At 62.2% G+C, this 21957-nt stretch carries 20 protein-coding genes and 1 pseudogene; 8 read left to right on the top strand and 13 right to left on the bottom strand.

Annotation, left to right across the window (positions count from 1 at the left end):
- The first annotated feature begins 226 nt into the window (after positions 1-226).
- Both BGO16_RS14480 and BGO16_RS14475 read left to right on the top strand, forming a co-directional pair.
- Positions 227-931, top strand: a complete 705-nt coding sequence (locus BGO16_RS14480) for a glutathione S-transferase N-terminal domain-containing protein (RefSeq protein ID WP_292619510.1) — start codon at positions 227-229, stop codon at positions 929-931.
- 444 nt (positions 932-1375) lie between these two features.
- Positions 1376-2059, top strand: a complete 684-nt coding sequence (locus BGO16_RS14475) for a YggS family pyridoxal phosphate-dependent enzyme (protein ID WP_292619508.1) — start codon at positions 1376-1378, stop codon at positions 2057-2059.
- A 74-nt stretch (positions 2060-2133) separates the two neighbouring features.
- On the opposite strand, the gene BGO16_RS14470 is transcribed toward BGO16_RS14475, so the two are convergent.
- The 5 genes and pseudogenes from BGO16_RS14470 to BGO16_RS14455 form a co-directional block, all read right to left on the bottom strand.
- Positions 2134-4629 (bottom strand): TonB-dependent receptor, encoded by a 2496-nt coding sequence (locus tag BGO16_RS14470; RefSeq protein ID WP_292619505.1) that lies wholly within the window; start codon positions 4627-4629, stop codon positions 2134-2136.
- Between the two features lie 260 nt (positions 4630-4889).
- Positions 4890-5870 carry a FecR family protein gene (locus tag BGO16_RS14465; RefSeq protein ID WP_292619503.1) on the bottom strand — a complete coding sequence of 327 codons (981 nt, stop codon included), beginning with the start codon at positions 5868-5870 and terminating at the stop codon, positions 4890-4892.
- Between the two features lie 247 nt (positions 5871-6117).
- Entirely contained in the window at positions 6118-6414 is a 297-nt protein-coding gene (locus BGO16_RS18175; protein ID WP_363092152.1) for a sigma factor-like helix-turn-helix DNA-binding protein, read from the bottom strand.
- Between the two features lie 28 nt (positions 6415-6442).
- A pseudogene (locus tag BGO16_RS18170) lies at positions 6443-6607 on the bottom strand (RNA polymerase subunit sigma-70); the annotation flags it as partial.
- A gap of 226 nt (positions 6608-6833) precedes the next feature.
- Entirely contained in the window at positions 6834-7403 is a 570-nt protein-coding gene (locus BGO16_RS14455; RefSeq protein WP_292619500.1) for a L,D-transpeptidase family protein, read from the bottom strand.
- Between the two features lie 228 nt (positions 7404-7631).
- On the opposite strand from BGO16_RS14455, the gene BGO16_RS14450 reads away from it, so the two are divergent.
- Positions 7632-8318 carry a response regulator transcription factor gene (locus BGO16_RS14450; RefSeq protein WP_292619498.1) on the top strand — a complete coding sequence of 229 codons (687 nt, stop codon included), beginning with the start codon at positions 7632-7634 and terminating at the stop codon, positions 8316-8318.
- A gap of 187 nt (positions 8319-8505) precedes the next feature.
- On the top strand, positions 8506-8955 hold the full coding sequence (locus BGO16_RS14445; protein ID WP_292619496.1) for a cyclic nucleotide-binding domain-containing protein: 450 nt from the start codon (positions 8506-8508) through the stop codon (positions 8953-8955).
- A gap of 689 nt (positions 8956-9644) precedes the next feature.
- Here the strand turns inward: BGO16_RS14445 and nth are convergent.
- Positions 9645-10460, bottom strand: coding sequence for an endonuclease III (nth, locus tag BGO16_RS14440; RefSeq protein ID WP_292619494.1), 816 nt, complete (start codon positions 10458-10460; stop codon positions 9645-9647).
- A 94-nt stretch (positions 10461-10554) separates the two neighbouring features.
- Here nth and BGO16_RS14435 point away from each other — a divergent pair, with 94 nt between their 5' ends.
- Together BGO16_RS14435 and BGO16_RS14430 are read left to right on the top strand one after the other, a co-directional pair.
- Positions 10555-11079, top strand: a complete 525-nt coding sequence (locus BGO16_RS14435) for a DUF2244 domain-containing protein (RefSeq protein WP_292619492.1) — start codon at positions 10555-10557, stop codon at positions 11077-11079.
- Between the two features lie 144 nt (positions 11080-11223).
- A complete protein-coding gene (locus tag BGO16_RS14430; protein WP_292619490.1) occupies positions 11224-12132 on the top strand; it encodes a bifunctional helix-turn-helix domain-containing protein/methylated-DNA--[protein]-cysteine S-methyltransferase in 909 nt (302 codons plus the stop codon).
- Between the two features lie 6 nt (positions 12133-12138).
- On the opposite strand, the gene BGO16_RS14425 is transcribed toward BGO16_RS14430, so the two are convergent.
- The 5 genes from BGO16_RS14425 to dnaK all read right to left on the bottom strand — a co-directional run bounded on the left by BGO16_RS14425 (position 12139) and on the right by dnaK (position 17879).
- Positions 12139-12762 (bottom strand): 2,3-bisphosphoglycerate-dependent phosphoglycerate mutase, encoded by a 624-nt coding sequence (locus tag BGO16_RS14425; RefSeq protein WP_292619488.1) that lies wholly within the window; start codon positions 12760-12762, stop codon positions 12139-12141.
- Positions 12763-12798: 36 nt separating this feature from the next.
- Positions 12799-13614 carry a 4-hydroxy-tetrahydrodipicolinate reductase gene (gene dapB, locus BGO16_RS14420; protein WP_292619486.1) on the bottom strand — a complete coding sequence of 272 codons (816 nt, stop codon included), beginning with the start codon at positions 13612-13614 and terminating at the stop codon, positions 12799-12801.
- 376 nt (positions 13615-13990) lie between these two features.
- Positions 13991-14593, bottom strand: coding sequence for an rRNA adenine N-6-methyltransferase family protein (locus BGO16_RS14415; protein ID WP_292619484.1), 603 nt, complete (start codon positions 14591-14593; stop codon positions 13991-13993).
- 92 nt (positions 14594-14685) lie between these two features.
- Complete coding sequence (gene dnaJ, locus BGO16_RS14410; RefSeq protein ID WP_292619483.1) at positions 14686-15825, bottom strand: molecular chaperone DnaJ; 1140 nt, start codon at positions 15823-15825, stop codon at positions 14686-14688.
- Positions 15826-15980: 155 nt separating this feature from the next.
- Positions 15981-17879, bottom strand: a complete 1899-nt coding sequence (dnaK, locus tag BGO16_RS14405; protein WP_292619482.1) for a molecular chaperone DnaK — start codon at positions 17877-17879, stop codon at positions 15981-15983.
- Between the two features lie 333 nt (positions 17880-18212).
- On the opposite strand from dnaK, the gene BGO16_RS14400 reads away from it, so the two are divergent.
- On the top strand, positions 18213-19154 hold the full coding sequence (locus BGO16_RS14400; protein WP_292619480.1) for a hypothetical protein: 942 nt from the start codon (positions 18213-18215) through the stop codon (positions 19152-19154).
- Between the two features lie 56 nt (positions 19155-19210).
- Here BGO16_RS14400 and grpE read toward each other — a convergent pair whose 3' ends face one another.
- Positions 19211-19810: a nucleotide exchange factor GrpE gene (gene grpE / locus BGO16_RS14395; RefSeq protein ID WP_292619518.1), complete on the bottom strand. Its 600-nt coding sequence runs from the start codon at positions 19808-19810 to the stop codon at positions 19211-19213.
- 104 nt (positions 19811-19914) lie between these two features.
- On the bottom strand, positions 19915-21003 hold the full coding sequence (gene hrcA / locus BGO16_RS14390; protein WP_292619478.1) for a heat-inducible transcriptional repressor HrcA: 1089 nt from the start codon (positions 21001-21003) through the stop codon (positions 19915-19917).
- 163 nt (positions 21004-21166) lie between these two features.
- Here hrcA and rph point away from each other — a divergent pair, with 163 nt between their 5' ends.
- On the top strand, positions 21167-21880 hold the full coding sequence (gene rph, locus BGO16_RS14385; RefSeq protein ID WP_292619476.1) for a ribonuclease PH: 714 nt from the start codon (positions 21167-21169) through the stop codon (positions 21878-21880).
- Positions 21881-21957: the final 77 nt, after the last annotated feature.

The raw sequence follows: 21957 nt of genomic DNA, 5'->3' as shown, positions 1-21957 counted from the left end.
TCGCGAAGATCGCCTGCCTGTCCCACTCGGCTTGCCAGCGCGGTTCGGCGTCACGGGCGTTGTAACGTTCTGAGGTCATGGAATCGCAGTGTTTTTATAAGATAGCGGGACTAGGCCATGAAAGCGGACCGGGGGTCAACGGGTCGGACGGTCGCGACGTTGCGGTTTGCAAGCGGTGTGGTTTTGCGGTGTAAGCGGGAGCCTTCCCGCCTTTCGGAGTGATTCAATGGCCCACCTCTCCGCCTATCCCGTCACCCGTCGCTGGCCGGCCAGAGATCCCCGCCGGCTGCAGCTCTATTCGGTGCCGACGCCCAACGGCGTGAAGGTGTCGATCATGCTGGAGGAAACCGGACTGCCTTACGAGCCGCATCTGATCGATTTCGACAAGGACGAGCAGAAGAGCGCGGAATTCCTGTGGCTCAATCCCAACGGCAAGATTCCCGCGATCCTCGATCCCGACGGTCCGGGCGGCAAGCCGCTGGCTTTGTTCGAGTCGGGCGCGATCCTGCAATATCTCGCCGAGAAGACCGGCCAATTCATGACGACCGATCCTGCGCGGCGCTGGCATGCGATCCAGTGGCTGCATTTCCAGATGGGTGGCGTCGGGCCGATGTTCGGGCAGGTCGGGTTTTTCCATAAGTTCGCCGGAAAGGATTTCGACGACAAGCGACCGCGCGACCGCTATGCGGCGGAATCGAAGCGGTTGCTCGGGGTGATGGACGCGCACCTGTCGACCCATCGCTGGTTCGCCGGCGACGAATACACCATCGCGGATATTTCGATGCTCGGCTGGGTGCGCAACCTGATCGGATTCTATGGGGCACGCGAGCTCGTCGCGTTCGATCGCTTCCGCCATGTCGCGGCCTGGCTGGAGCGGGGGCTGGCGCGGCCGGCGGTCCAGCGCGGCCTCACGATCCCGGCGCGAAGCTAGAGTTATGATCCCGAAAAGTGGAAACTGGTTTTCGGAAAAGATCACGCACAATCAAAAACAAGCGACGGTCTGAATTCAACCAGTTGAAACAGTCTCTAGTGGTCCAATTCTAACATTTGCATCCCGTTGCCGCAGGGAGTTCTTGCAAATGTTAGAATCAAAGGACCACTGGCAACTATCAGGTTTCTAGTGGAGTTTTGAATTTGACATTCGCCTGACACGTTCGCTGCAAAGTGGGTAGCGAATGTCAAATTCACTCCACTAGTGTGGCGGTTCAGAAGTTCTGCTTCCAGTGTCTCTGCGAGTCCGTCAAGCGAACTTCTGAACCCAAACCACACTCAAATCATAAAGTTGGTAGTGTCCCTTTGATTCCGAAGTTCGCATCAAAGATTGCTGCGAGCGTATGCGAGCTTCGGAATCGGGACACTAGCCGGGGGACGCCAAATGACCACTGACGCATCCGCAACCGCTCCGCTGTCAGGCGGTCTTGCTGCCGTGGAAGCCGCCATCGTGCGCGCCTGCCGGGATGCGCGGCGCGAACGGTCCTCGGTGACGCTGGTGGCGGTGTCGAAAACCTTCGATGCGGACGCGATCGCGCCGGTGATCGCCGCCGGTCAGCGGGTCTTCGGGGAAAATCGCGTGCAGGAGGCCCAGCGGAAGTGGCCCGCTCTGATGGCCGCGCATCCCGGCATCGCGCTGCACCTGATCGGCCCATTGCAATCCAACAAGGCGAAGGAGGCTGTCGCCTTGTTCGACGCCATCCATTCGGTCGACCGCCCGAGCCTTTGCGAAGCGCTGGCCAAAGAGATCGGGAAGCAGGACCGGCGGCCCGATCTTTTCGTTCAGATCAACACTGGCGAGGAGCCGCAGAAGGCCGGAATCGCGCCGGCCGAAGCCGACGCCTTCATCGCACGATGCCGCGACACGTATGGCCTTGCGATCGCGGGGCTGATGTGCATTCCGCCGGTGGATGACGCGCCGGCGCCGCATTTCGCGCTCACCGCCAAGATCGCCAGACGCAACAGGCTCACCCAACTGTCGATGGGCATGAGCGCGGACTTCGGTATCGCGATCGCGCTCGGCGCGACCCATGTGCGGGTCGGCTCGGCGATTTTCGGAACGCGGTGATCCAGCGGCCGCCATGACGAAACCCTACCGACAGCGGCGGGCAAGTTCTTGCAGGGCGACAAGTCCTCACGTCGTCAGAACTTGTACGTCATACTGAGATTGACGCTGCGCGGCGCGCCCCATGAGTAGCCGTTATACCAGCCGTAGAACGTATAATATTTGTTATCGAGCAGGTTTCTGATGTTGAGCGTGGCCGACAGTTTCTCGTTGAACTTGTAGCTCGCCATCGCATCCACAACCCAGTAGCTCGGCGCGGTATGCCATATCGAGCCATAGATCGGGTGGGTAACCTTATCCAAAGTCTCGTCCACCCAGCGCGTGCCGCCGCCCACCGTCAGGCCGTCCAGCGCACCGTCGAGCTTGTAGGTGGTGTAGACCGTGAACTGGTTCGCCGGCGTGGGCGTGGAGGAAACCCTCTCGTTATTCAGCCGCGAGACGTTGTGGGTAAACCCGGCCTGGAGCTGCCACTGCGGCGAGAGCTGGCCCGAGATTTCCAGCTCAAAGCCCTTGGTGATGACGCCGTCCGCCGGACGGTAGGCCGGTGTTCCGTTTGGCGTCAGGCCGCCGGTCGGGATCGCGTAGTTGTCTTGTTTCAGTTGAAAGTACGCGGCGCTGGCGTTGATGCGCCCGTCAAGGAAGGCGGCCTTGAGACCGACTTCCGTATTGATGCCTTCAATCGGCGGAAGCGTCGCGCCCCGTTCGTTCAGTGCTCCCTGAGGCTTGAAGATGCCGGTATAGCTGGCATAGGCGGACAGAACATCGGTGATATCGAAGATGGCACCGTAGTAAGGGATCACCTGGTCCGGCTTTTTGAGGTGAGTGCTGACTCCATAGATGCGTTGCCGCGCTTCATAATTTTCGATGCGCGCTCCCAGCAGCACCTTCAGCCTGTCGTGCACCTGAAGCCGCGTAGCTGCGTAGAACGCCTTGTCATCAAAAATCTCCTTGTTGGGATCGCCAGGCGCATACAGCGTCCACGCCGGCTGCGGAACGTCGCCGGTCCAGTTGTAGAAGTCGGGAACGACGCTGCTGCCCGGGTTAGTCGGGTCTGCACGGTAATCAACACGCACCCGATCCTGTCGCGAAATGCTGCCGCCGAGAACAAGCTCGTGCTTGCGATCGAACAACCAGAACGGCCCGGTGGCATAAACATTGGCCGCGGTGGTTTCCGCCTTGCTGGTCCACAGGCCCCGCCACATCGTCACGCCGGTGCCGTCCGCCGGATTCGGAAAGCCGCTGCAGGCACAGCCGACCGGGGCGTCGTAACCGCCGATCTGATGGTTGAGTTGCAGCTTGACCCGCCAGTCATTGTCGAAGCGATGCTCCAGCGTGGCGAAGCTGTTGTAGGTGTATGCCTCCCATGTGCTCCAGCGCGTCGCGGGATTGAACGAACGCGGCATGTCGTTGAACTCGCCGAGACTGTTGAACATGATGGTCACCCCGTGGGCTGCTCCTCTCGGAACGCTGCGCTGATAGTCCGCGCCGAAGGACAACAAGGTGTCCGGCGTCAGATCGGCCTCGACGATTCCGTAAAAGATCGAACTTTTACGATGATAATGATCGAGGTACGAGTTTCCGTCCTGATGAGCGGTGACGAAGCGGCCGCGCACGGTGCCGCTTTCGTTCAGCGGACCACCGACGTCGAGTTCGCCACGGTAGTTGTTCCAGGAGCCGCCGCCGAGCGTCGTGTAACCCTCGAAGGTTCGGGTCGGCTTCTTGCGGATCATGTTGATCGTCGCGCCGGGATCGCCGACGCCGGTCAGAAGGCCCGCCGCGCCCTTCAGCACTTCGACGCGATCGTAGATCGCCATGTCCGTCCGCTGCTCGGTGGTGGCGTTGGCGCCGTCATAATTCTGAAAAGAGATCGGCACCCCGTCATACTGAAAACTCCGAACGGGAAAGCCGCGGGCATAGAAAGTGATCCGCTCACCTCCGGCGTTCACGGTGCTGAGGCCCGGCGTGTGATTGACCACTTCATCGACCGACCTCAGGCCGAAATCCTCGATCTGCTGCCGCGTGATGACGCTGATCGACTGCGGAGTCTCGCGCGGCGTGAGCTGAAGCTTTGTTGCGGTCGCCGTCACGCTCGGCGTGTAGGAGCCGGTGCCTTCGGTCCGGCCGGGATCGCTGCTCGATGCCCCCTGCACATCGATGGTGTCGAGCGAGATCGCGCCGGCCACGCTCGCGCCGCCGGCCGAGCGACCCGGCTCTCCCGTATCGATCGTGACCGTGTGTGCGTTGGTGAAGCGGTAGGTGATGCCGGTTCCCGCCAATAGCGTGGCGAGCGCCTGGGAGGAGGTGAGGTTGCCTTGCACGGGCCGACCGGTGACGTTGAACGGCCGGCTGCCCGTGAAGACCACCGCAAGGCCGGTCGTGCGTCCGATTTCGTTCAGCGCCTGAGGCAATGGCTGTGCGGCAATATCGAAGCGGAACAGCGCGGTGGCGCCGGATTGCCGCGGAGCAATCCGCTCCTGAGCCTGCGCGGCGGCGGAAGCGGCCGCCGCCACCGTCATCGCCAACGTGGTTGCAAGCAAAACGTGCCTGCGGCCTCCCAACCTCGATCGCCCCATGTGTTGTCCCTGCTGGTGAATCATGGCCCCGGCCGATCGCGCATGATCGCGCATGGCATCGGCTCTCATTCTGATTCACGGGCGAGCAGGCGCTTACCTCACCCCGTCGCGGATATTTCTGGGCTGGAGTGCTTCAAGCTTTGACGGAAGCATCTTGATGATCCGTCATTGCCGGGCATGGCCGTTCGACGAACGGCGTCGCTTCGCTCGCCTGTCACCCGGCAATCCCATCAATCCGACGGCACGCCGTCGGGCGAGCGTCAGCGCAGGACCGTGAGACGGCCCAGAATGGAATAGGTCTCGAAGTTCACCGTGGACCGGAGCGATTCCAGCGCCGCATCGGGATCATCCAATGTAAAGCTGCCGCTTACCCGGCTGTCGGCCAGCGCCGCGCTGGCGATGATCAAACGACCGGGCCGATAACGTTGCAACTCGCCGATGACGTCGGCGAAACGCGCCTGGTAGAACACGAAACGGCCCTCGTGCCACGCCATGGACGCCGCGAGGTCCGCACTGCGCACCGGACCGACGCCGACGGTGTCAAATCTCACCTGCTGGCCGGGCTCCAGCAATGCACGTTGCATATTCGGAGACGTTACCGCGACCCGCCCCTGCGCCACCGTAACGACAGCCTCGTCATTTGATAACCGCACGTCGAACTTCGTGCCAAGAACCTCGACCGTTCCGCTGGAGGCTTCGACGACAAAGGATTGCGCGGCTTTCACGACGGAGAAGTAGGCGCCCCCGCGCAGCAGTACGACGCGACGCTCCCCGTTCGTGAAGCGCTGCGCCAAGGCGCTGTCGGCATCGAGCAGAACGGTTGAGCCGTCCGGAAGATCAACGGTCCGCCGCTCGCCACGGGCCGACACGGCGTCCGCCCGCATGTCCTGGAACAGATTGGGCCGCTCCAGCGCGATGGCGCCACTCAAGATTGCAAGTCCTGCAACGATGGCGACGGCGCCGCGCTTCCTCGCTTTCCGGCGAGTCCGTGCACGGTCCATCGTGTCGAGATAAGCGGACAGGATCTCGCTCTCTTCCTGCGCGACGCGCGAACCCGGCGCTTCGGCAGCCGACCACAGGCTTTGGACACGGCGAAACGCCTGACGATGGCTGGGGCTCGCCGCAACCCAGCGTTCGAACGCCGCGCGGTCGGCCGCGGACGCTGTACCCCGCAGGCGTGTGAACCAGTCAAGCGCCGTATCGTCGATATCCGTGGCCTTCGAGCCGACCTCGCGATCCATGGGCGGAATCCTAGAGGGTTTTCAAGCGAAGTGGCTACCGATTCGCCGCAAGAAAACGCGTCAAATCAAATATAGAGAGCTTCGCGTCTGATTGAATCAGAAGCGAAGCCCCGGATTGTTGTTTTGATGCGTTGCCGTCACGCCAAAACGCCACAAAATTTGAGGGATGCAGAGGGTGCATGAGTGCGAAATGCGGCTGTCCTATCAGATTTGACGGGCGACGGCGTCAAAACCTCATTTCCCAACGTCAGAAATCCTCGGCGCCGGCCCGGATCGCTTTCAGGGCGCGCATCATATGCTTCTCGACTGCGCCCGTGGAAATACCGAGGGCGCAGGCGATCTCCCTGTAGTTGCGGCCATGGATACGGTTGAGGAGAAAGATGTGACGGCTGCGTTCCGGCAGCGCCCGGATCACATCGCAGATGATCGCGCGCGGCGACGATGTCGTGCGGCGAGGGCGGTACCGCGAAGCGCTGCTCGGGGACGGTGCGCTCAATGTATTCGGCGCGAACCCGCTCGCTGCGGATATGGTCGATTGCAGCATTGCGCGCGCTCTGGCTGAGATAGGCCGAGGCTTCGTCCATCCCATCCTGCTTGCGCTTCCACAAGCGCAGAAAGACGTCATGGACAATGTCCGACGCCGTCGCGCGACAGCCGATGATCCGGCTGACCCGGCGCTGTAAACGACCGCTCTCAGCCAGATACAATTCCACGAACTGGGCAGCCGAATCTTTCATTCAGCACTCGGAGTTCTCGCCTGGCCACGACCCGTTGCAGCCCAAGGCATCTTCCCGACGCCGCCTCTTGAGCGCATCGTACCGTTCATCGGCTTAAGGGAGCCGAAACTTTATCGCAATTGGAATGGCTTAGATTTATTCTAACGGTTCGTCTCCGAATGGGACGGAAGCGGTCACATGCAAAGTGCTTCCTTCAAAATGAACCGCCAAGACGTCACCCGATACTTCACCCGATCTCGATCCGCGTCTGCGGTCCGATCCGCCGCAACAGCCGCAGCATCGCGGGCCGCGTCATCGCCACGCATCCCGCGGTAGGCCCGAAATTGTCGCGGGCCAGATGCAGGAACACGGCGCTGCCGCGCCCCGCGATGCGCGGACAGGTGTTGTGATCGATCTCGATAATGAAGTCGTAGAGATGATCTTCGCGCCTCAGCCGGTCGCCGCCCGCCCCGCTCATGAGCCGGATCGGCCGGTTGTAACGGCGGTCAGCGGGATCCTCGCACCAGGCATCGGCCGGCACGATCGCGCGGACCGGCAGAAACGTCCGCGGTCGCGGATGCCGGTCGGATCGCCACCACAGCCGGATGGGCCGGAAAACTCCCTTCGGGGTGCCGCCGTCGCCCTCGCGTTTGTCGGCGCGGATACCGCCGCGGCCGATCGCCACCGGAAACGCCTGGCCTTCCGCGATCAGCCAGCCCCGCTGCGGCCGGCCGGCCGCAGCGCGGACACGAATGGCGATGAGCGGCCGATCACGGGAATGTGTCGTGCAAGACGTTGATAATCCAAAGTTTTGCATGGAATGAGGGGGTCTCGCCCGCGCTGCTGTCCGGATATAGGAACCTGCAGATTTTACAGGAACATTCACCCAAATTCCCGCCGGTTCTGGAGTAGACTCGCTCGGGAGATGAATCGCTGCAACTGTCATACGTCCGGACGCACGACCTACACGACCCAGTGAAGGTGGCACACCCATTGAAGTGGTTGGTCGCCGCCGTCTGTTCCCGCCGCCAGGAGGATCGCATCGATGGCCAACGCCCGTAAAATCCTGATCGTGGACGACGATACCGATCTACGCGACACGCTGGTCGAGCAACTGTCCCTGCACGAGGAATTCGAGGCTTCCGCCGTTGATACCGGCGCCAAGGGCGCCAGCGCCGCCAAGGCCCATTCGCCCGATCTCGTGCTGATGGATGTGGGCCTGCCCGATACCGACGGGCGCGAGGTGGTGCGCAGCTTGCGCAAGGGCGGCTTCAAGGCGCCGATCATCATGCTCACCGGACACGATACCGACTCCGACACGATTCTGGGCCTTGAGTCCGGCGCCAACGACTACATCGCCAAACCGTTCCGCTTCGCGGTGCTGCTGGCGCGCATCCGCGCGCAGTTGCGTCAGCATGAGGCCAGCGAGGACGCGGTGTTTTCGGTCGGCCCCTACAGCTTCCGGCCCGGCTCCAAGATGCTCACGACCGCCACCGCCAAGAAGGTGCGGCTGACTGAAAAGGAGACCGCGATCCTGCGGTTCCTGTACCGGGCCGGGCAGATGCCGGTGTCGCGCGAGACGCTGCTGCAGGAGGTCTGGGGCTACAATTCCGGCGTCACCACCCACACGCTGGAAACCCATATTTACCGCCTGCGTCAGAAGATCGAGAAAGACGCCGCCAATCCCGAGATTCTGGTCACCGAAGCCGGTGGCTACAAACTCGTGCCCTGATGCGTCCGGTCAACCGGGTTTAGGCAAACTCCGGCCCCGTCTTTCTGAATGAGCATGATCTGGCGCGTTTTCTTCACGCCAACCGGATTCCACTTCGCTCGAAAACGCTATAGGCTGACAATTCGTATCAGCTCTCGCCACAACCGTTTTTCGGGCGATCCCGACCTGGATCGCCGACTGGTCCTCTATGTCAATCGACGATGACGTTGTCCTGCTCGAGCGCGTCCCGACCCTGCGCCTGCTGGGAGCCGCGGCGCTGCGCGTGCTCGCCATCGGAGCCGAGCAACAGCAGTTCGCCCGCGGGTCGATCCTGTTTCGCGCCGGCGACGACGCGGACGCAGGCTACGTCGTTCAGGACGGCGGCTTTCGCATTCATGTCGAGGGCGGCGGCGAGGGGGAAGTGATGGCCGGGCGCGGCACGCTGATCGGCGAACTGGCGCTGATCGTTCCGATGGCGCGCCCCGCGACGGCGGTCGCGCTGGAATATTCGATGGTGATCCGCATTCCGCGCACCTTGTTCCTGCGCGTGCTCGACAGCGATCCCGCCGCTGCCCGCCGCCTTCGCGACGAACTCGCCAACCGCACCCGGCAGGCGACCAGTGACATCCTGATGGCCTCGGCAAAGCTGAGCATTTAGAAGACACGCTGTTTTAGAAAGAAACATATTCCGGGTTTCTGAGTTTGTTTCTGTATCCGGCGGACCAGCGATCGAGGCGTTTTTTCGGTTTTTGCCCAGGTCGCTTCAAGCGTTCGCGGCTATGCGGTCTCGCATGAGTTGTCTGAACTGCAGCATGATCCCGAAAAGGGAAAACCGGTTTCGGAAAAGATCATGCTCAAACAAAAAGATAAGCGACGATACTGGTTCAACCAGTCGAAACGGATTTTATAGCGGTTTCGAGCAAAGCATGTCTCGGCCTCGGCCGGGATATCGGTTCGCGTGAAGAACCGCGTCCGGTCAAAATCCTGAGCCGCCTCTGGTGGCATCAGAAGCGGAAGATCACGAGTGTGGTGGTTCAGAAGTTCGCTTCAGTGCTCAATCAAGTCCGTCAAGCGAACTTCTGAACCTAAACCACACTAGAATCATAAAGTTGCTAGTGTCCCGATTCCGAAGTTCGCATCAGAGGTTGCTGCAAGGGTATACGAACTTCGGAATCGGGACACTAGTGGTCCAATTCTAACATTTGCATCCCGTTGCCGCAGGGAGTTCTTGCAAATGTTAGAATCAAAGGACCACTAGCAACTATCAGGTTTCTGGTGGAGTTTTGAATTTGACATTCGCCTGACACGTTCGCTGCAAAGTGGGTAGCGAATGTCAAATTCACTCCACTAGATCGTCTTTTCCGGCCAGCGGCAGAGGTCATTAATCAGGCAAACTGCGCAGCGCGGCGACCGCGCGAGGCAGGTATAGCGTCCGTGCAGGATCAGCCAGTGATGCGCATGCAGCATGAACTCGTCGGGGACCACGCGCTCAAGTCCGAGCTCGACCTCGAGCGGCGTTCTGCCGGGCGCCATGCCGGTACGGTTGCTGACGCGGAAAACGTGGGTATCAACCGCCATCGTGTGCTCCCCGAAAGCCATGTTGAGCACCACGTTTGCGGTCTTGCGGCCCGCGCCGGGCAGCGATTCGATTCCGGCGCGGCTGCGCGGGACTTCGCCGTTGAAGTCCGCGAGCAGTTTTTCCGACAGCGCGATGATGTTCCGCGCCTTGTTGCGATAAAGCCCGATGGTCTTGATGTAATCACGGACCTTTTCCTCACCGAGAGCCAGCATCTTGGCGGGTGTGTCGGCGACAGCGAACAGCGCGCGAGTAGCCTTGTTGACGCCGGCGTCGGTCGCCTGAGCCGACAGCACCACCGCGACCAGCAGCGTGTAGGGGTTGAGATGTTCGAGCTCGCCCTTGGGCTCGGGATTGGCCTTGCGGAACCGCTCGAAGGCTTCCCTGACTTCGGCTGCCGTCCAGGGCCTGAGGGACGGTTTGCGCGTCGCCGACCCGCGCGCAGGCCTGACCGGCGACTTGGCGGCAGGCTGATTGGCGGCTTTCGTCCCCGACGTCAGGGCCGGCTTTCGCTGTTTTTTTGCCGCCGAGTCCTGCCTCGATTTCGCCGCAACGGATTTTTGCTGCCGAGGATCCGCCGGAGGCATCTTTTCAGGTCCGGCAGGCCGCGCGCGAACGGACCCCAGCGTTGCAAAGGTGCGGCGAGTGTTTTTCGACATGATCGTGATATAATGGTTCCTAATGACATTAGACAGTAACTTGGATGGTCCGCAACTCGCAGAGCAGACGCTGTTTTCGGCGCTGCTGACGCCGCACCGTTCGTTGAACCGCACCCGTTTCATGGTGCTGATGGCGGTTCTGACCCTGATTAGTTTTGCCGCGGGAATGATGTTCCTGATGATGGGAGCCTGGCCGGTATTCGGCTTTTTCGGTCTCGATGTTCTCGCCGTCTACTGGGCTTTCCGCATCAACTTCCGGCGCGCTTTGGCCACCGAGGAAATCTCAATCACCCATCTTGAGTTGCGGGTGCGGCGCACCACGCATCGCGGTCATATCGTCGAGTGGGTTTCGAACCCGCTATGGGTGCATCTTGATCAGATCGTGCATGAGGACTACGGCATCGAGCGGCTCTATCTGGTTTCGCGCGGCCGCCGGATCTCGATCGCGAATTTTCTTGGTCCTGACGAAAAATCAAGTTTTGTCAAAGCCTTCTCCAATGCGCTCCAGATCGCGAAGCGCGGTCCGATCTACAATCCGATCACCTAGAGCGTTATTATCAGTTGAGGCTTTCTGTTCGCGCGAACCGGTGTCCACCGCCCGATCGAGCCCGAGGTTCTATTGAAAACCGCCAGAGAAGCCCGCCCGCGGGAATCGGGTGGCCGCGACAAGGCGGCCGCCCTACACTGAGGCATGGTGACACTCGCAAAAGAACTTGTTCCGACCGACCCGCGCCCCGCAAAGCCTGGCAAGCAAAACGCTGCGGTGCGCGATTACGATTCGGTGCGTCGCGCGATCGCTTTCATCTCCGAAAATTGGCGCGCGCAGCCGACCATCGAGGCGACAGCCGATGCCGCCGGCGTCACGCCGGATGAACTGCATCACCTGTTCCGCCGCTGGGCGGGCTTGACGCCGAAAGCCTTCATGCAGGCGCTGACGCTCGACCACGCCAGGGGGTTGTTGCGCAAGTCCGCCAGCGTGCTTGACGCTGCTCTGGACTCCGGCCTGTCCGGGCCGGGCCGCCTGCACGACTTGTTCGTCACGCATGAGGCGATGTCGCCCGGCGAATGGAAGAACGGCGGCGCAGGCACGACGCTGGCCTTCGGCTTTCACCCTTCGCCATTCGGAGCCGCGATCGTGATCGCCAGCGACCGCGGCCTTGCCGGACTCGCTTTCGCCGACCCGGGCGGGGAGCAGGCGGCGCTGACCGATATGAAACGGCGTTGGCCCCATGCTACCTATGTCGAGGATCACGTCCGAACGGCTGCGCTGGCGCAGCGTGTGTTCGATACGAATCTCTGGCGCGCGGATCAACCGCTGCGGGTGGTCCTGATCGGCACGGACTTCGAGGTCCGGGTCTGGCAGACCCTGCTCAGGATTCCCATGGGCAATGCCACGACCTATTCAAGCATCGCCGCTGATATCGATCGCCCGAAGGCGTCGCGCGCCGTCGGCGCCGCGGTCGGCAAGAATCCGATATCGTTCGTGGTGCCTTGCCATCGCGTGCTCGGCAAAAGCGGCGCACTGACTGGATATCACTGGGGAGTCACCCGCAAGCAGGCGATGCTGGGATGGGAAGCCGGGCAGATCGGCCTGGAATGAAATTTATCAGGCCGCGAGATCGAGCTTGGAGGCCACGGTCGCGTCGGCATTCAGCCGATAGATCACGGGCGCACCGGTCGCAAGCTCGCGCTTGAGAATCTGCTCCGGCGACAGCTTCTCCAGCACCATGACGAGCGCGCGCAGCGAATTGCCGTGCGCCGCGACGAGCGTGCACTCGCCGCGCAGCACGCAGGGCAGGATTTCCTGCACGAAGTACGGCAGCGTGCGTGCCAGCGTATCCTTCAAGCTCTCGCCGCCTGGCGGCGGCACATCATACGACCGGCGCCAGATCAGCACCTGCTCTTCGCCCCATTTTTTTCGAGCCTCATCCTTGTTGAGGCCGGCGAGGTCGCCGTAGTCCCGTTCGTTCAACGCCTGGTCTTTCCTGACCGGAATTCCGGTCTGGCCCAATTCCTCCAGCACGAGGTCGAGTGTGTGCTCGGCGCGGATCAACACCGAGGTGAAGGCGATGTCGAACACAAACCCCTGTGCCTTCAGCTTGCGTCCCGCCTCCCTCGCCTCGGCCACGCCGAGTTCGGTCAGATCGGGATCCTTCCAGCCCGTGAACAGGTTCTTCAGATTCCATTCGCTCTGGCCGTGACGCACGAGCACCAGAAGACGTTCGCTCATTCTGCCTGTTCCCGCTTTCTTCAGTCCTGATAGCCGCTAGAAGTGTCCAAGCCCAAGCACGTCGGCCATCGAATAAAGGCCGGGTGCCTTGCCTTGCGCCCACATTGCGGCTTTCAATGCACCATGCGCGAAGATCATCCGGTCCTCGGCGTGATGAGACAATGTTATACGCTCATAGGGACCCGCGAAGATGACGCTGTGATCTCCGGACACGGTCCCGCCGCGAAGCGAGGCAAAACCGATGTCGCCCGATCTACGGGCCCCGGTGACCCCGTCGCGGCCACGCGCCGCGTGCTGGTCCAGCACGATCTTGCGGCCATCCGCCGCCGCTTGCCCCAACATCAGCGCGGTGCCGGAGGGCGCGTCGATCTTGGCCCGGTGATGCATTTCAAGAACTTCGATATCGAAACCTTCGTCCAGCGACTGCGCCATCCGCTTCACCAGCGCTGCGAGCAGATTGACGCCGAGACTCATGTTGCCCGACTGCACGACCACCGTGCGGGAGGTCACGCTGCGGATCACCGCCATGTCCGAAGCCGACAGGCCCGTGGTGCCGATGACGTGAACCAGGCGGCGCTCGGCGGCGATGGCGACGTTCGCGATGGTCGCGGCCGGAACCGTAAAATCCAGGATGCCGTCGGCCTTCGCCGCCATTGACCAGAGATCAGCCGATACTTCGATTCCGTTGGCAGGAAGGCCGGCCAGAACACCGGCGTCCTTTCCGACCAGTTCAGATCCTGGCGACTCCAGCGCGCCCGCCAGCACCGCGCCGCCGGTTTCCGCCATCGCGCGCACCAGGGCGCGACCCATCCGGCCGCCTGCTCCCGCAACAATCAAACGCATGTCGGCCACGAACCGGGTCCTTAAAAATGTTCTCCGGGTATAGCGGGGGCCGGGTGTGCCGGCAACCGATCAAGCTTCCCGCGAAGGCCGGTGCAACCACGAAGGCACTGGCTGAAACCTAAAATCTGTTTCGACTGCGTTGAATCAAAACTCGCCGCTTGTCTTTATCGTTTGAGCACGATCTTTTCCGAAAACCGGTTTCCCCTTTTCGGGATCATGCTCTGGAGCCTTTCCGCTTCTGAACGCACGAGGCGCAAACCGTCCGCGTTCTTGAGCAAGGCGGCAGCGAAGCGTTATATTCCAGGCGCCACAAACAGGGAATAACGAGAGTTTGCGGTGCGGACATCAGTCGCATCGCGGACAAACCAGCCGCCGCGCCGGCCCGTCAGCGCCTGCGATACACCCAGACCCGCGCAGGAGGAAGATTCATCCAGATCCGCTCGGACGCTTCCGTCGAGATGCCCGGCAACGATTTGGGGATCGGGGGCACGACCGAATAGGTAAACTGCACGAACGGCGCGCCGGGGGCGAGCGTCGCGAAAGCATCGCGGATCAACCTGAGCCGCGTCAACATCGGTTTGGTGACGAGCGGCAGGCCGGAGACGATGGCCGAGGCGCGAGCGCCCAGCACGTTCCACAGCGAGTCCCGCAACGTATAGGCGTCACCCTGAACCACCGTCGCCTGAGGATAACGATCGCGAAGCAGGGCGCAAAATCCCGGATCGTATTCGACCAGCACGAGACGCTTCTGATCCACGCCGTGCTCGATCAGCGCATTGGTGATGGCGCCGGTGCCCGGCCCAAGTTCGACAACAGGATCGCTCGATCCGACATCGACATATTGCGCCATGGTGCGGGCCAGGAGGCGCCCGGACGGCATGACCGCACCCATATGGAGCGGCTTTTCGATCCACGAGCGGAGAAAGCGAACCTCGTCATCGAGGCGGAGCGGTTTCTTCAACGCACGCGCGGACATTTGCAAAGGCATTTTGCACCCAGGTGGGTCACTACTGGCAGGATGTCAGACTTAAGTTATACACAGGTACAGCCGACAATCGAAGCGGTCAAGCAAAACGCTCTTCAAGGGCCCGCGCGCGTACCGAAGAAGTCCTTGACCTTAGTGAAGAAACCCGCCGCCTCGGGCTGGGTTGCTCCCGACGATAATTTTTCAAACTCGGCGAGAAGGTCCTGCTGCTTCTTGGTCAGATTCTGCGGCGTTTCAACCACCACTTGCACATACATATCACCGGTCTGGCGCGAGCGAAGCACGGGCATGCCTTTGGATGCGATTCGGAATCGGCGGCCTGACTGGGTGCCGGACGGCACCTTCACCTTCGTCTTGCTCTTGTCGATGGTCGGCACCTCGAATTCTCCGCCAAGCGCGGCCGTGACCATCGAGATCGGGACGCGGCAATGCAGGTCGGCGCCATCGCGCTGGAAGAACTCATGCGACGTGAGGGACAGGAAAATATAGAGGTCGCCCGGCGGACCGCCCCGGATTCCGGCCTCGCCCTCGCCAGCCAGGCGGATGCGGGTGCCATCCTCGACGCCGGGCGGAATGTTGACCGATAGCGATCGTTCGCGGCTGACGCGGCCCAAACCGCTACAGGAGGGGCAGGGGTCCTCGATCATCTGACCGCGTCCCTGACAGCCGGGACAGGTACGCTCCAGCGTGAAGAAGCCCTGGGCCTGACGAATCCGCCCCGCGCCGCCGCACATCGAGCAGTTCTTCGGCTTGGTCCCTGCCTTGGCGCCGGTGCCCGAGCAGGACTCGCAGGTGACCGAAACCGGAATTTCGATCTGAGCCATCCTTCCCTGGAAGGCTTCCTCCAGCGAGATTTCCATATTGTAGCGAAGGTCGGCGCCGCGCTCCCGGCCGCCGCCCCGACCGCGCTGCCCGGCCATTCCGAACAGGTCTTCAAAAATGTCGGAGAACGATGACGCGAATCCAGCGCCGAATCCAGCGCCTCCGCCGCCACCCATGCCGCCGTGCTCGAACGCGGCATGGCCGAAACGATCGTAGGCGGCGCGTTTATCGCCGTCCTTCAGAACCTCATAGGCCTCGTTGATTTCCTTGAAGCGTATCTCGCTGGTCGCATCGCCCGGATTTCGATCCGGATGCCATTTCATGGCCAGTTTGCGAAAGGCCGCCTTGAGCTTGGATTCGTCCGCGTTCCGGTCGACCTCAAGGGTTTCGTAGTAACAGCGCTTGGTCGACATCAGTCCATACCGCCCGAACGTCGCTTCATCCCAAAAGGCGCATGAGTGATTCGCTCGCCAGAGGATGCAGCGTCCCGCTTAAAAAAACATAACCCCCGCCCTTCGAGACGCTTTGCGTGCTCCGAGGAAACGGGGGTCATGGTCATTCTCGCTGCTTAAGCAGACTTCTTGTTCTTGTCGTCGTCGACCTCGGTAAACTCGGCGTCGACGACATCGTCCTTCGCGGCGTCCTTGGCTGCGTCGGCTTCCGCCTGCTGCTTGTACATGGCTTCGCCGAGTTTCATGGACGCCTGCGCCAGCGTATTCGTCTTGGCCTTGATCGCCTCGGCGTCGTCGCCTTTCAGCGCCTCCTTCAGATCGCTGACGGCGTCCTCGATGGCGCGGCGCTCGCTTTCCTCGATCTTGGAGCCATGTTCGCTCAGCGCCTTCTCGGTCGAGTGCACCAGGCCATCGGCGTGGTTCTTGGCGTCGACCGCCTCGCGGCGCTTCTTGTCCTCGGTTGCGTTGGCTTCCGCGTCCTTGACCATCTTCTCGATGTCGGCCTCGGACAGACCGCCGGACGCCTGGATGCGGATCTGCTGCTCCTTGCCGGTCGCTTTGTCCTTCGCCGAGACGTTGACGATGCCGTTGGCGTCGATATCGAACGTCACCTCGATCTGCGGCATGCCGCGCGGGGCGGGCGGAATGCCCATCAGATCGAACTGACCGAGAATCTTGTTGTCGGCCGCCATTTCGCGCTCGCCCTGGAAGACGCGGATGGTGACGGCGTTCTGGTTGTCCTCGGCAGTCGAGAACACCTGGCTCTTCTTGGTCGGGATCGTGGTGTTGCGATCGATGATGCGGGTGAACACGCCGCCCAGCGTCTCGATGCCCAGCGACAGCGGCGTGACGTCGAGCAGCAGGACGTCCTTGACGTCGCCCTGCAGAACGCCGGCCTGGATCGCCGCGCCGATCGCGACAACCTCGTCCGGGTTGACGCCCTTGTGCGGCTCCTTGCCGAACAACTGCTTGACGACTTCCTGAACCTTCGGCATGCGCGTCATGCCGCCGACCAGCACCACCTCGCCGACCTCGCCCGCCGTCAGGCCGGCGTCCTTCAGCGCCTTGCGGCACGGCTCGATGGTCTTCTGGATGAGATCGTCGACCAGCGCCTCGAACTTGGCGCGGGTGAGTTTCATCGTCAGATGCTTCGGGCCGGACTGATCGGCCGTGATGAACGGCAGGTTGATTTCGGTCTGCGTGGTCGACGACAGCTCGATCTTGGCCTTCTCGGCGGCTTCCTTCAGCCGCTGCAAGGCGAGCTTGTCGTTGCGCAGGTTGATGCCCTGCTCCTTCTGGAATTCATCGGCCAGATAGTTGACCAGACGCATGTCGAAGTCTTCGCCGCCCAGGAACGTATCGCCGTTGGTCGACTTCACCTCGAACACGCCGTCGCCGATCTCCAGGATCGACACGTCGAACGTGCCGCCACCCAGATCGTAGACGGCGATGGTGCCGGCCTTCGACTTGTCGAGGCCGTAGGCCAGCGCCGCCGCGGTCGGCTCGTTGATGATGCGCAGCACTTCGAGACCGGCGATCTTGCCAGCGTCCTTGGTCGCCTGTCGTTGGGCGTCGTTGAAATAAGCGGGGACCGTGATGACGGCCTGATCGACCTTCTGGCCCAGATGGGCTTCGGCGGTCTCCTTCATCTTCTGGAGAATGAAAGCCGAAATCTGCGAAGGGGAATAGGTCTTGCCGTCGACCTCGACCCAGGCGTCGCCGTTGCCGGCTTTCGCGATCTTGTAGGGGACGAGGTGCTTGTCCTTTTCCACGGTGGGATCATCGTAACGGCGGCCGATCAAACGCTTGACGGCGAAAATGGTCCGTTCGGGATTGGTCACGGCCTGACGCTTGGCCGGCTGCCCGACGAGCCGCTCGCCATCATCGCTGAAGGCGACGATGGACGGGGTGGTCCGCATCCCTTCCGCATTTTCGATGACTTTCGGCGTCTTGCCGTCCATTACGGCGACGCACGAATTCGTGGTGCCGAGGTCGATCCCTATGACCTTTCCCATGGTCCTTGTATCCCTCTTGTTGCGGCAGTCCGGCCGGGCCCTGACGGCACCCTCTTCCAGACCCCCAGATATCAAATGCGCGCGATATAGCGACGGTGAGCCTCATATAGGAGGGGGGGTGGTGGCCGCAAGGACCGGCGCGATCCTTCATGGCGGAAAACACCCATTTTTGGGGAGCGGGCCTGCCACCGGACCAAGCCGGCAAATTGCGAAATTGCGATCCGGTGCGTTAACGAAATGCGGAAGCGCCGCCAGGACAGATTGGCGAAAGCGGCGAGAGCACTGTATCGACCGATCATTGAACGGCCTCAATGCAACTCCAGAAAGCTTCCCATGAGATATCTCACGCATCTGGTAGCCGCCCTGTGCCTGCTGACAGGCGCCGCTCCCGCTTTCGCCGACGGCCTGATTTATGCGCCGGGCACCCGGATCGGGCTGGTTCCGCTGATCGGCCTTTCCCCCGCGAAGGCGTTTCCCGGCTTCGAGACCGTCGATCATCAGGTCAAGGTCGTCGTCGCAGAACTTCCCCCCGCCGCCTTTCGGGACGTGGAGGCCGCCGCCAGATCCGATGCGCCCGGCACCCAGGGTCCAAAGCCTCAAGGCATCGAGACCGCAAGCGGACAAGGCTATTTCATCGTCGAGAACGCCAAGAGCGGCAATGACAACGTCCGGCGCTATTCGATGGTGGTGTCGGGAAACACTTTCTCCGGATACGTCGCGGCGCAAGTGCCGGAGAACGTCGAGAAGATCTATTCCGACCAGGCCGTCCAGAAGATGTTCGCAACGGTGGCCCTGCGCAAGGAAGTCCCGATCGAGGAGCAGCTTGGCCTGTTGCCCTTCAAGCTGACCGAATTGAGTTCTTTCAAGACCGTCCGCACATTGGGGCCGGGAGCCATCCTGCTCTCCGACGCCGAAACGGACACCGACATCGACAGCAAGGCCTTCATGATCATCACTCCGATCGGATCGACTCCGGAACGGCCGGATGACCGGGGCCGGTTTGCACGCGATGTCGCCACCACGATTCCAAACCTGCGCGAGGCGCGTATTACGATGTCGGAGCCGATGCGGATCAACGGATCACCCGGCTTTGAAACGCGGATCGACGCCACCAACGCACAGACGAACGCGCCGGTGACCGTCGTCCAATGGCTGGCGTTCGGCAGCGGAAACACGGCCATGCGGCTGATCGGCAGCACACCGCGAGACGGATGGTCCGCCGCGTTTCCACGCTTTCGCGCAGTGCGCGACGGCATCCGGCCCAAATCCCAGTAGACCGACCTCTTAGTAGACAGACCTTTCAGACCTTGCGGACAAGCCCGCGAAACAGGCTAACCCTGTTCGGAAGCGGCCGGCTTGGCGCCGCCCTTCGCAACACCCACCATCGCCGGGCGCAACACCCGCTCGCCGATCATGTAACCGGCCTGAATGACGTGCGCGATCGTGCCGGCGGGAATCGACGAATCGGGAACTTCGTACATCGCCTGATGAACGTTCGGATCGAACTTTTCACCGGCCGGATCGAACTTCCGCACGCCGTGCTTCTCCAGCGCGTTGTGCAGTGAACGTTCGGTCAGCTCGACGCCCTCGATCAGGGCTGTCAGCCCGGGCTCGGCCGCGGCGCGCGCCTCGGCCGGCACCGCATCGAGCGCGCGCTGCAGATTGTCGGCAATATCCAGCACGTCGCGGGCGAACCCCGATATGGCATAGGCGCGCGCGTCCGACACCTCCCGCGCGGTGCGCTTGCGTAGATTCTCCATCTCCGCCAGCGTGCGCAGCATCCGGTCCTTCGCTTCCGCGACTTCCTTGGTCAGCGCATCCAGCGACCCTTCCTCGGGTTCGTCGGGCATGATGTACGGCTTGGATACCACCGGCTCGGCCTCCGGAGCAGGATCGCCGGAATTGTCTCTCTTGCCGTCGGAATCGGTCATCATGGAGCCTTTTCGCAAAATAGTCCCGAATTGATAAGGGATGAACCTGCGGGATATCGTGGTTCAGGCGTAAAAATCAAGCGCGGTGGGCGGCGAGGACCGGCTCAGCCGCCGAGCATCCGGCTGACGATGCGGGCCGCGTAATCGACCATCGGGATCACCCGCGCGTAATTCAGCCGCGTCGGCCCGATCACGCCGAGCACGCCGACGATATGACCGGCGCCGTCGCTGTAGGGCGCGATGATCGTCGAGGACCCCGACAACGAAAACAGCTTGTTTTCCGAACCAATGAAAATGCGGACGCCCTCGGCGCTTTCGGCGCGGCCGAGCAGGTCGATGACGCCGCGTTTGGTTTCGAGGTCATCGAACAGCAATCGCACCCGTTCGAGGTCTTCCATCGCGTGCAGGTCCTCAAGCAGATTGGCGTGGCCGCGCACGATCAGTTGCCGATCGTCGCTATCGCCGCCCGACCAGCTCGCAATTCCGGCCGCGATGATCTTCTGGGTGAGCTGATCGAGTTCCGCCTTGCCTTGCGCCAGAGCGGACTCCAATTCGAGGCGCGCCTCGGCGAGCGTCCGGCCGCGGATTCGCGCATTGAGAAAATTCGACGCTTCGGTCAGCGCGGACGCCGGAACGCCGGACGGCAGCGTCAGCACGCGGTTCTCGACCTGCCCGTCCTCGGCGACGAGCACGACCAGCGCCTTCTCCGGCTCCAGCCTGACAAACTCGATGTGCTTCAGGCGGACGTTGGATTTGGCCGTCAGAACCACCGCCGCCGCGCGCGTCAATCCCGACAGCCGCGTCAAGGCTTCGCCGAGCGCGGCTTCGACGGACTGCGCCTTGCCGACCGAGGCGAGCTGGGTCTGGATCGACTGGCGCTCCGCCTCGGTGACGTCGCCGACCTGCATCAGGGCATCGACAAAGAAGCGGAGGCCGAGTTCGGTCGGCAAGCGTCCGGCCGAGGTATGCGGCGCATAGATCAGCCCGAGCTGTTCGAGATCCGACATCACGTTGCGAACCGATGCCGGCGACAGCGGCACCGCGATCAGGCGGGAAATATTGCGCGAGCCCACGGGCTCGCCGGTCGCGAGATAGCTCTCGACGATCTGACGGAAAATGTCGCGCGACCGCTCGTTCAACTGGGCCAGCCCGGCATTCGGTGCAATCAGGCCGATCGATTCGTGATGGACCAACGCTCACTCCCGCGCATCATGGCTGCCTCTAATTTGTCCCCCGGAGGCATCGGCTGCAAGCAGCTTGGCAACAATCGATGCTCAAGCCTTGCCGTTGCGGCTTGGCGACCCTAAAAGCACCGGCGAAAGTATCGATTTCCACCAGATAGCTGGAGGGTTTCCCATGCGGCCGAGTCGCCGTGCACCCGATGAACTGCGCGCCGTGTCGCTCGAACGTGGCGTCGTCAAATATGCCGAGGGCTCCTGCCTGGTGAAATTCGGCGATACCCATGTGCTGGTGACCGCGACGCTGGAGGAGCGGCTGCCGCCCTGGCTCAAGGGCCAGGGGCGCGGCTGGGTCACGGCCGAATACGGAATGCTGCCGCGCGCCACGCTGGAGCGGACCCGGCGCGAGGCCTCCGCCGGCAAGCAGGGCGGCCGGACCGTCGAAATCCAGCGCCTGATCGGCCGCTCCCTGCGCGCCGCGGTCGACCTCGAGGCGCTCGGCGAACGCCAGATCACGATCGATTGCGATGTCATTCAGGCCGACGGCGGCACGCGCACGGCCTCGATCACCGGCGCGTGGGTCGCGCTGGCCGACTGCGTCGGCTGGATGAAGGCCCGCAACATGCTCAAGCCAGGCGTGCTTCGCGACAACGTGGCGGCGGTCTCATGCGGCATCTATAACGGTACGCCCGTCCTCGATCTGGACTATGCGGAGGATTCGGAAGCCGATACCGACGCCAATTTCGTCATGACCGGCGACGGGCGCATCATCGAGGTGCAGGGAACCGCCGAGAAGACCCCGTTCTCGGGGGATGAGTTTCTGGCGCTGATGGCGCTCGCCAAAAAAGGGGTCGCGCGGCTGGTGGATTTGCAGAAAATGGCGGTGGCGTGATTTAAATGCGACCATGCCCGGCCTTGTACCGGGCCTGCTCTGCTTTCTGAATTTGGTTTTGGATTACGACGTGGATG

Source organism: Nitrobacter sp. 62-23, from assembly GCF_001897285.1.
In the GTDB taxonomy this organism is placed as follows: domain Bacteria; phylum Pseudomonadota; class Alphaproteobacteria; order Rhizobiales; family Xanthobacteraceae; genus Nitrobacter.
The sequence above is the reverse complement of the archived record's forward strand: the minus strand, read 5'-3'. Positions and strand labels throughout refer to the sequence as shown.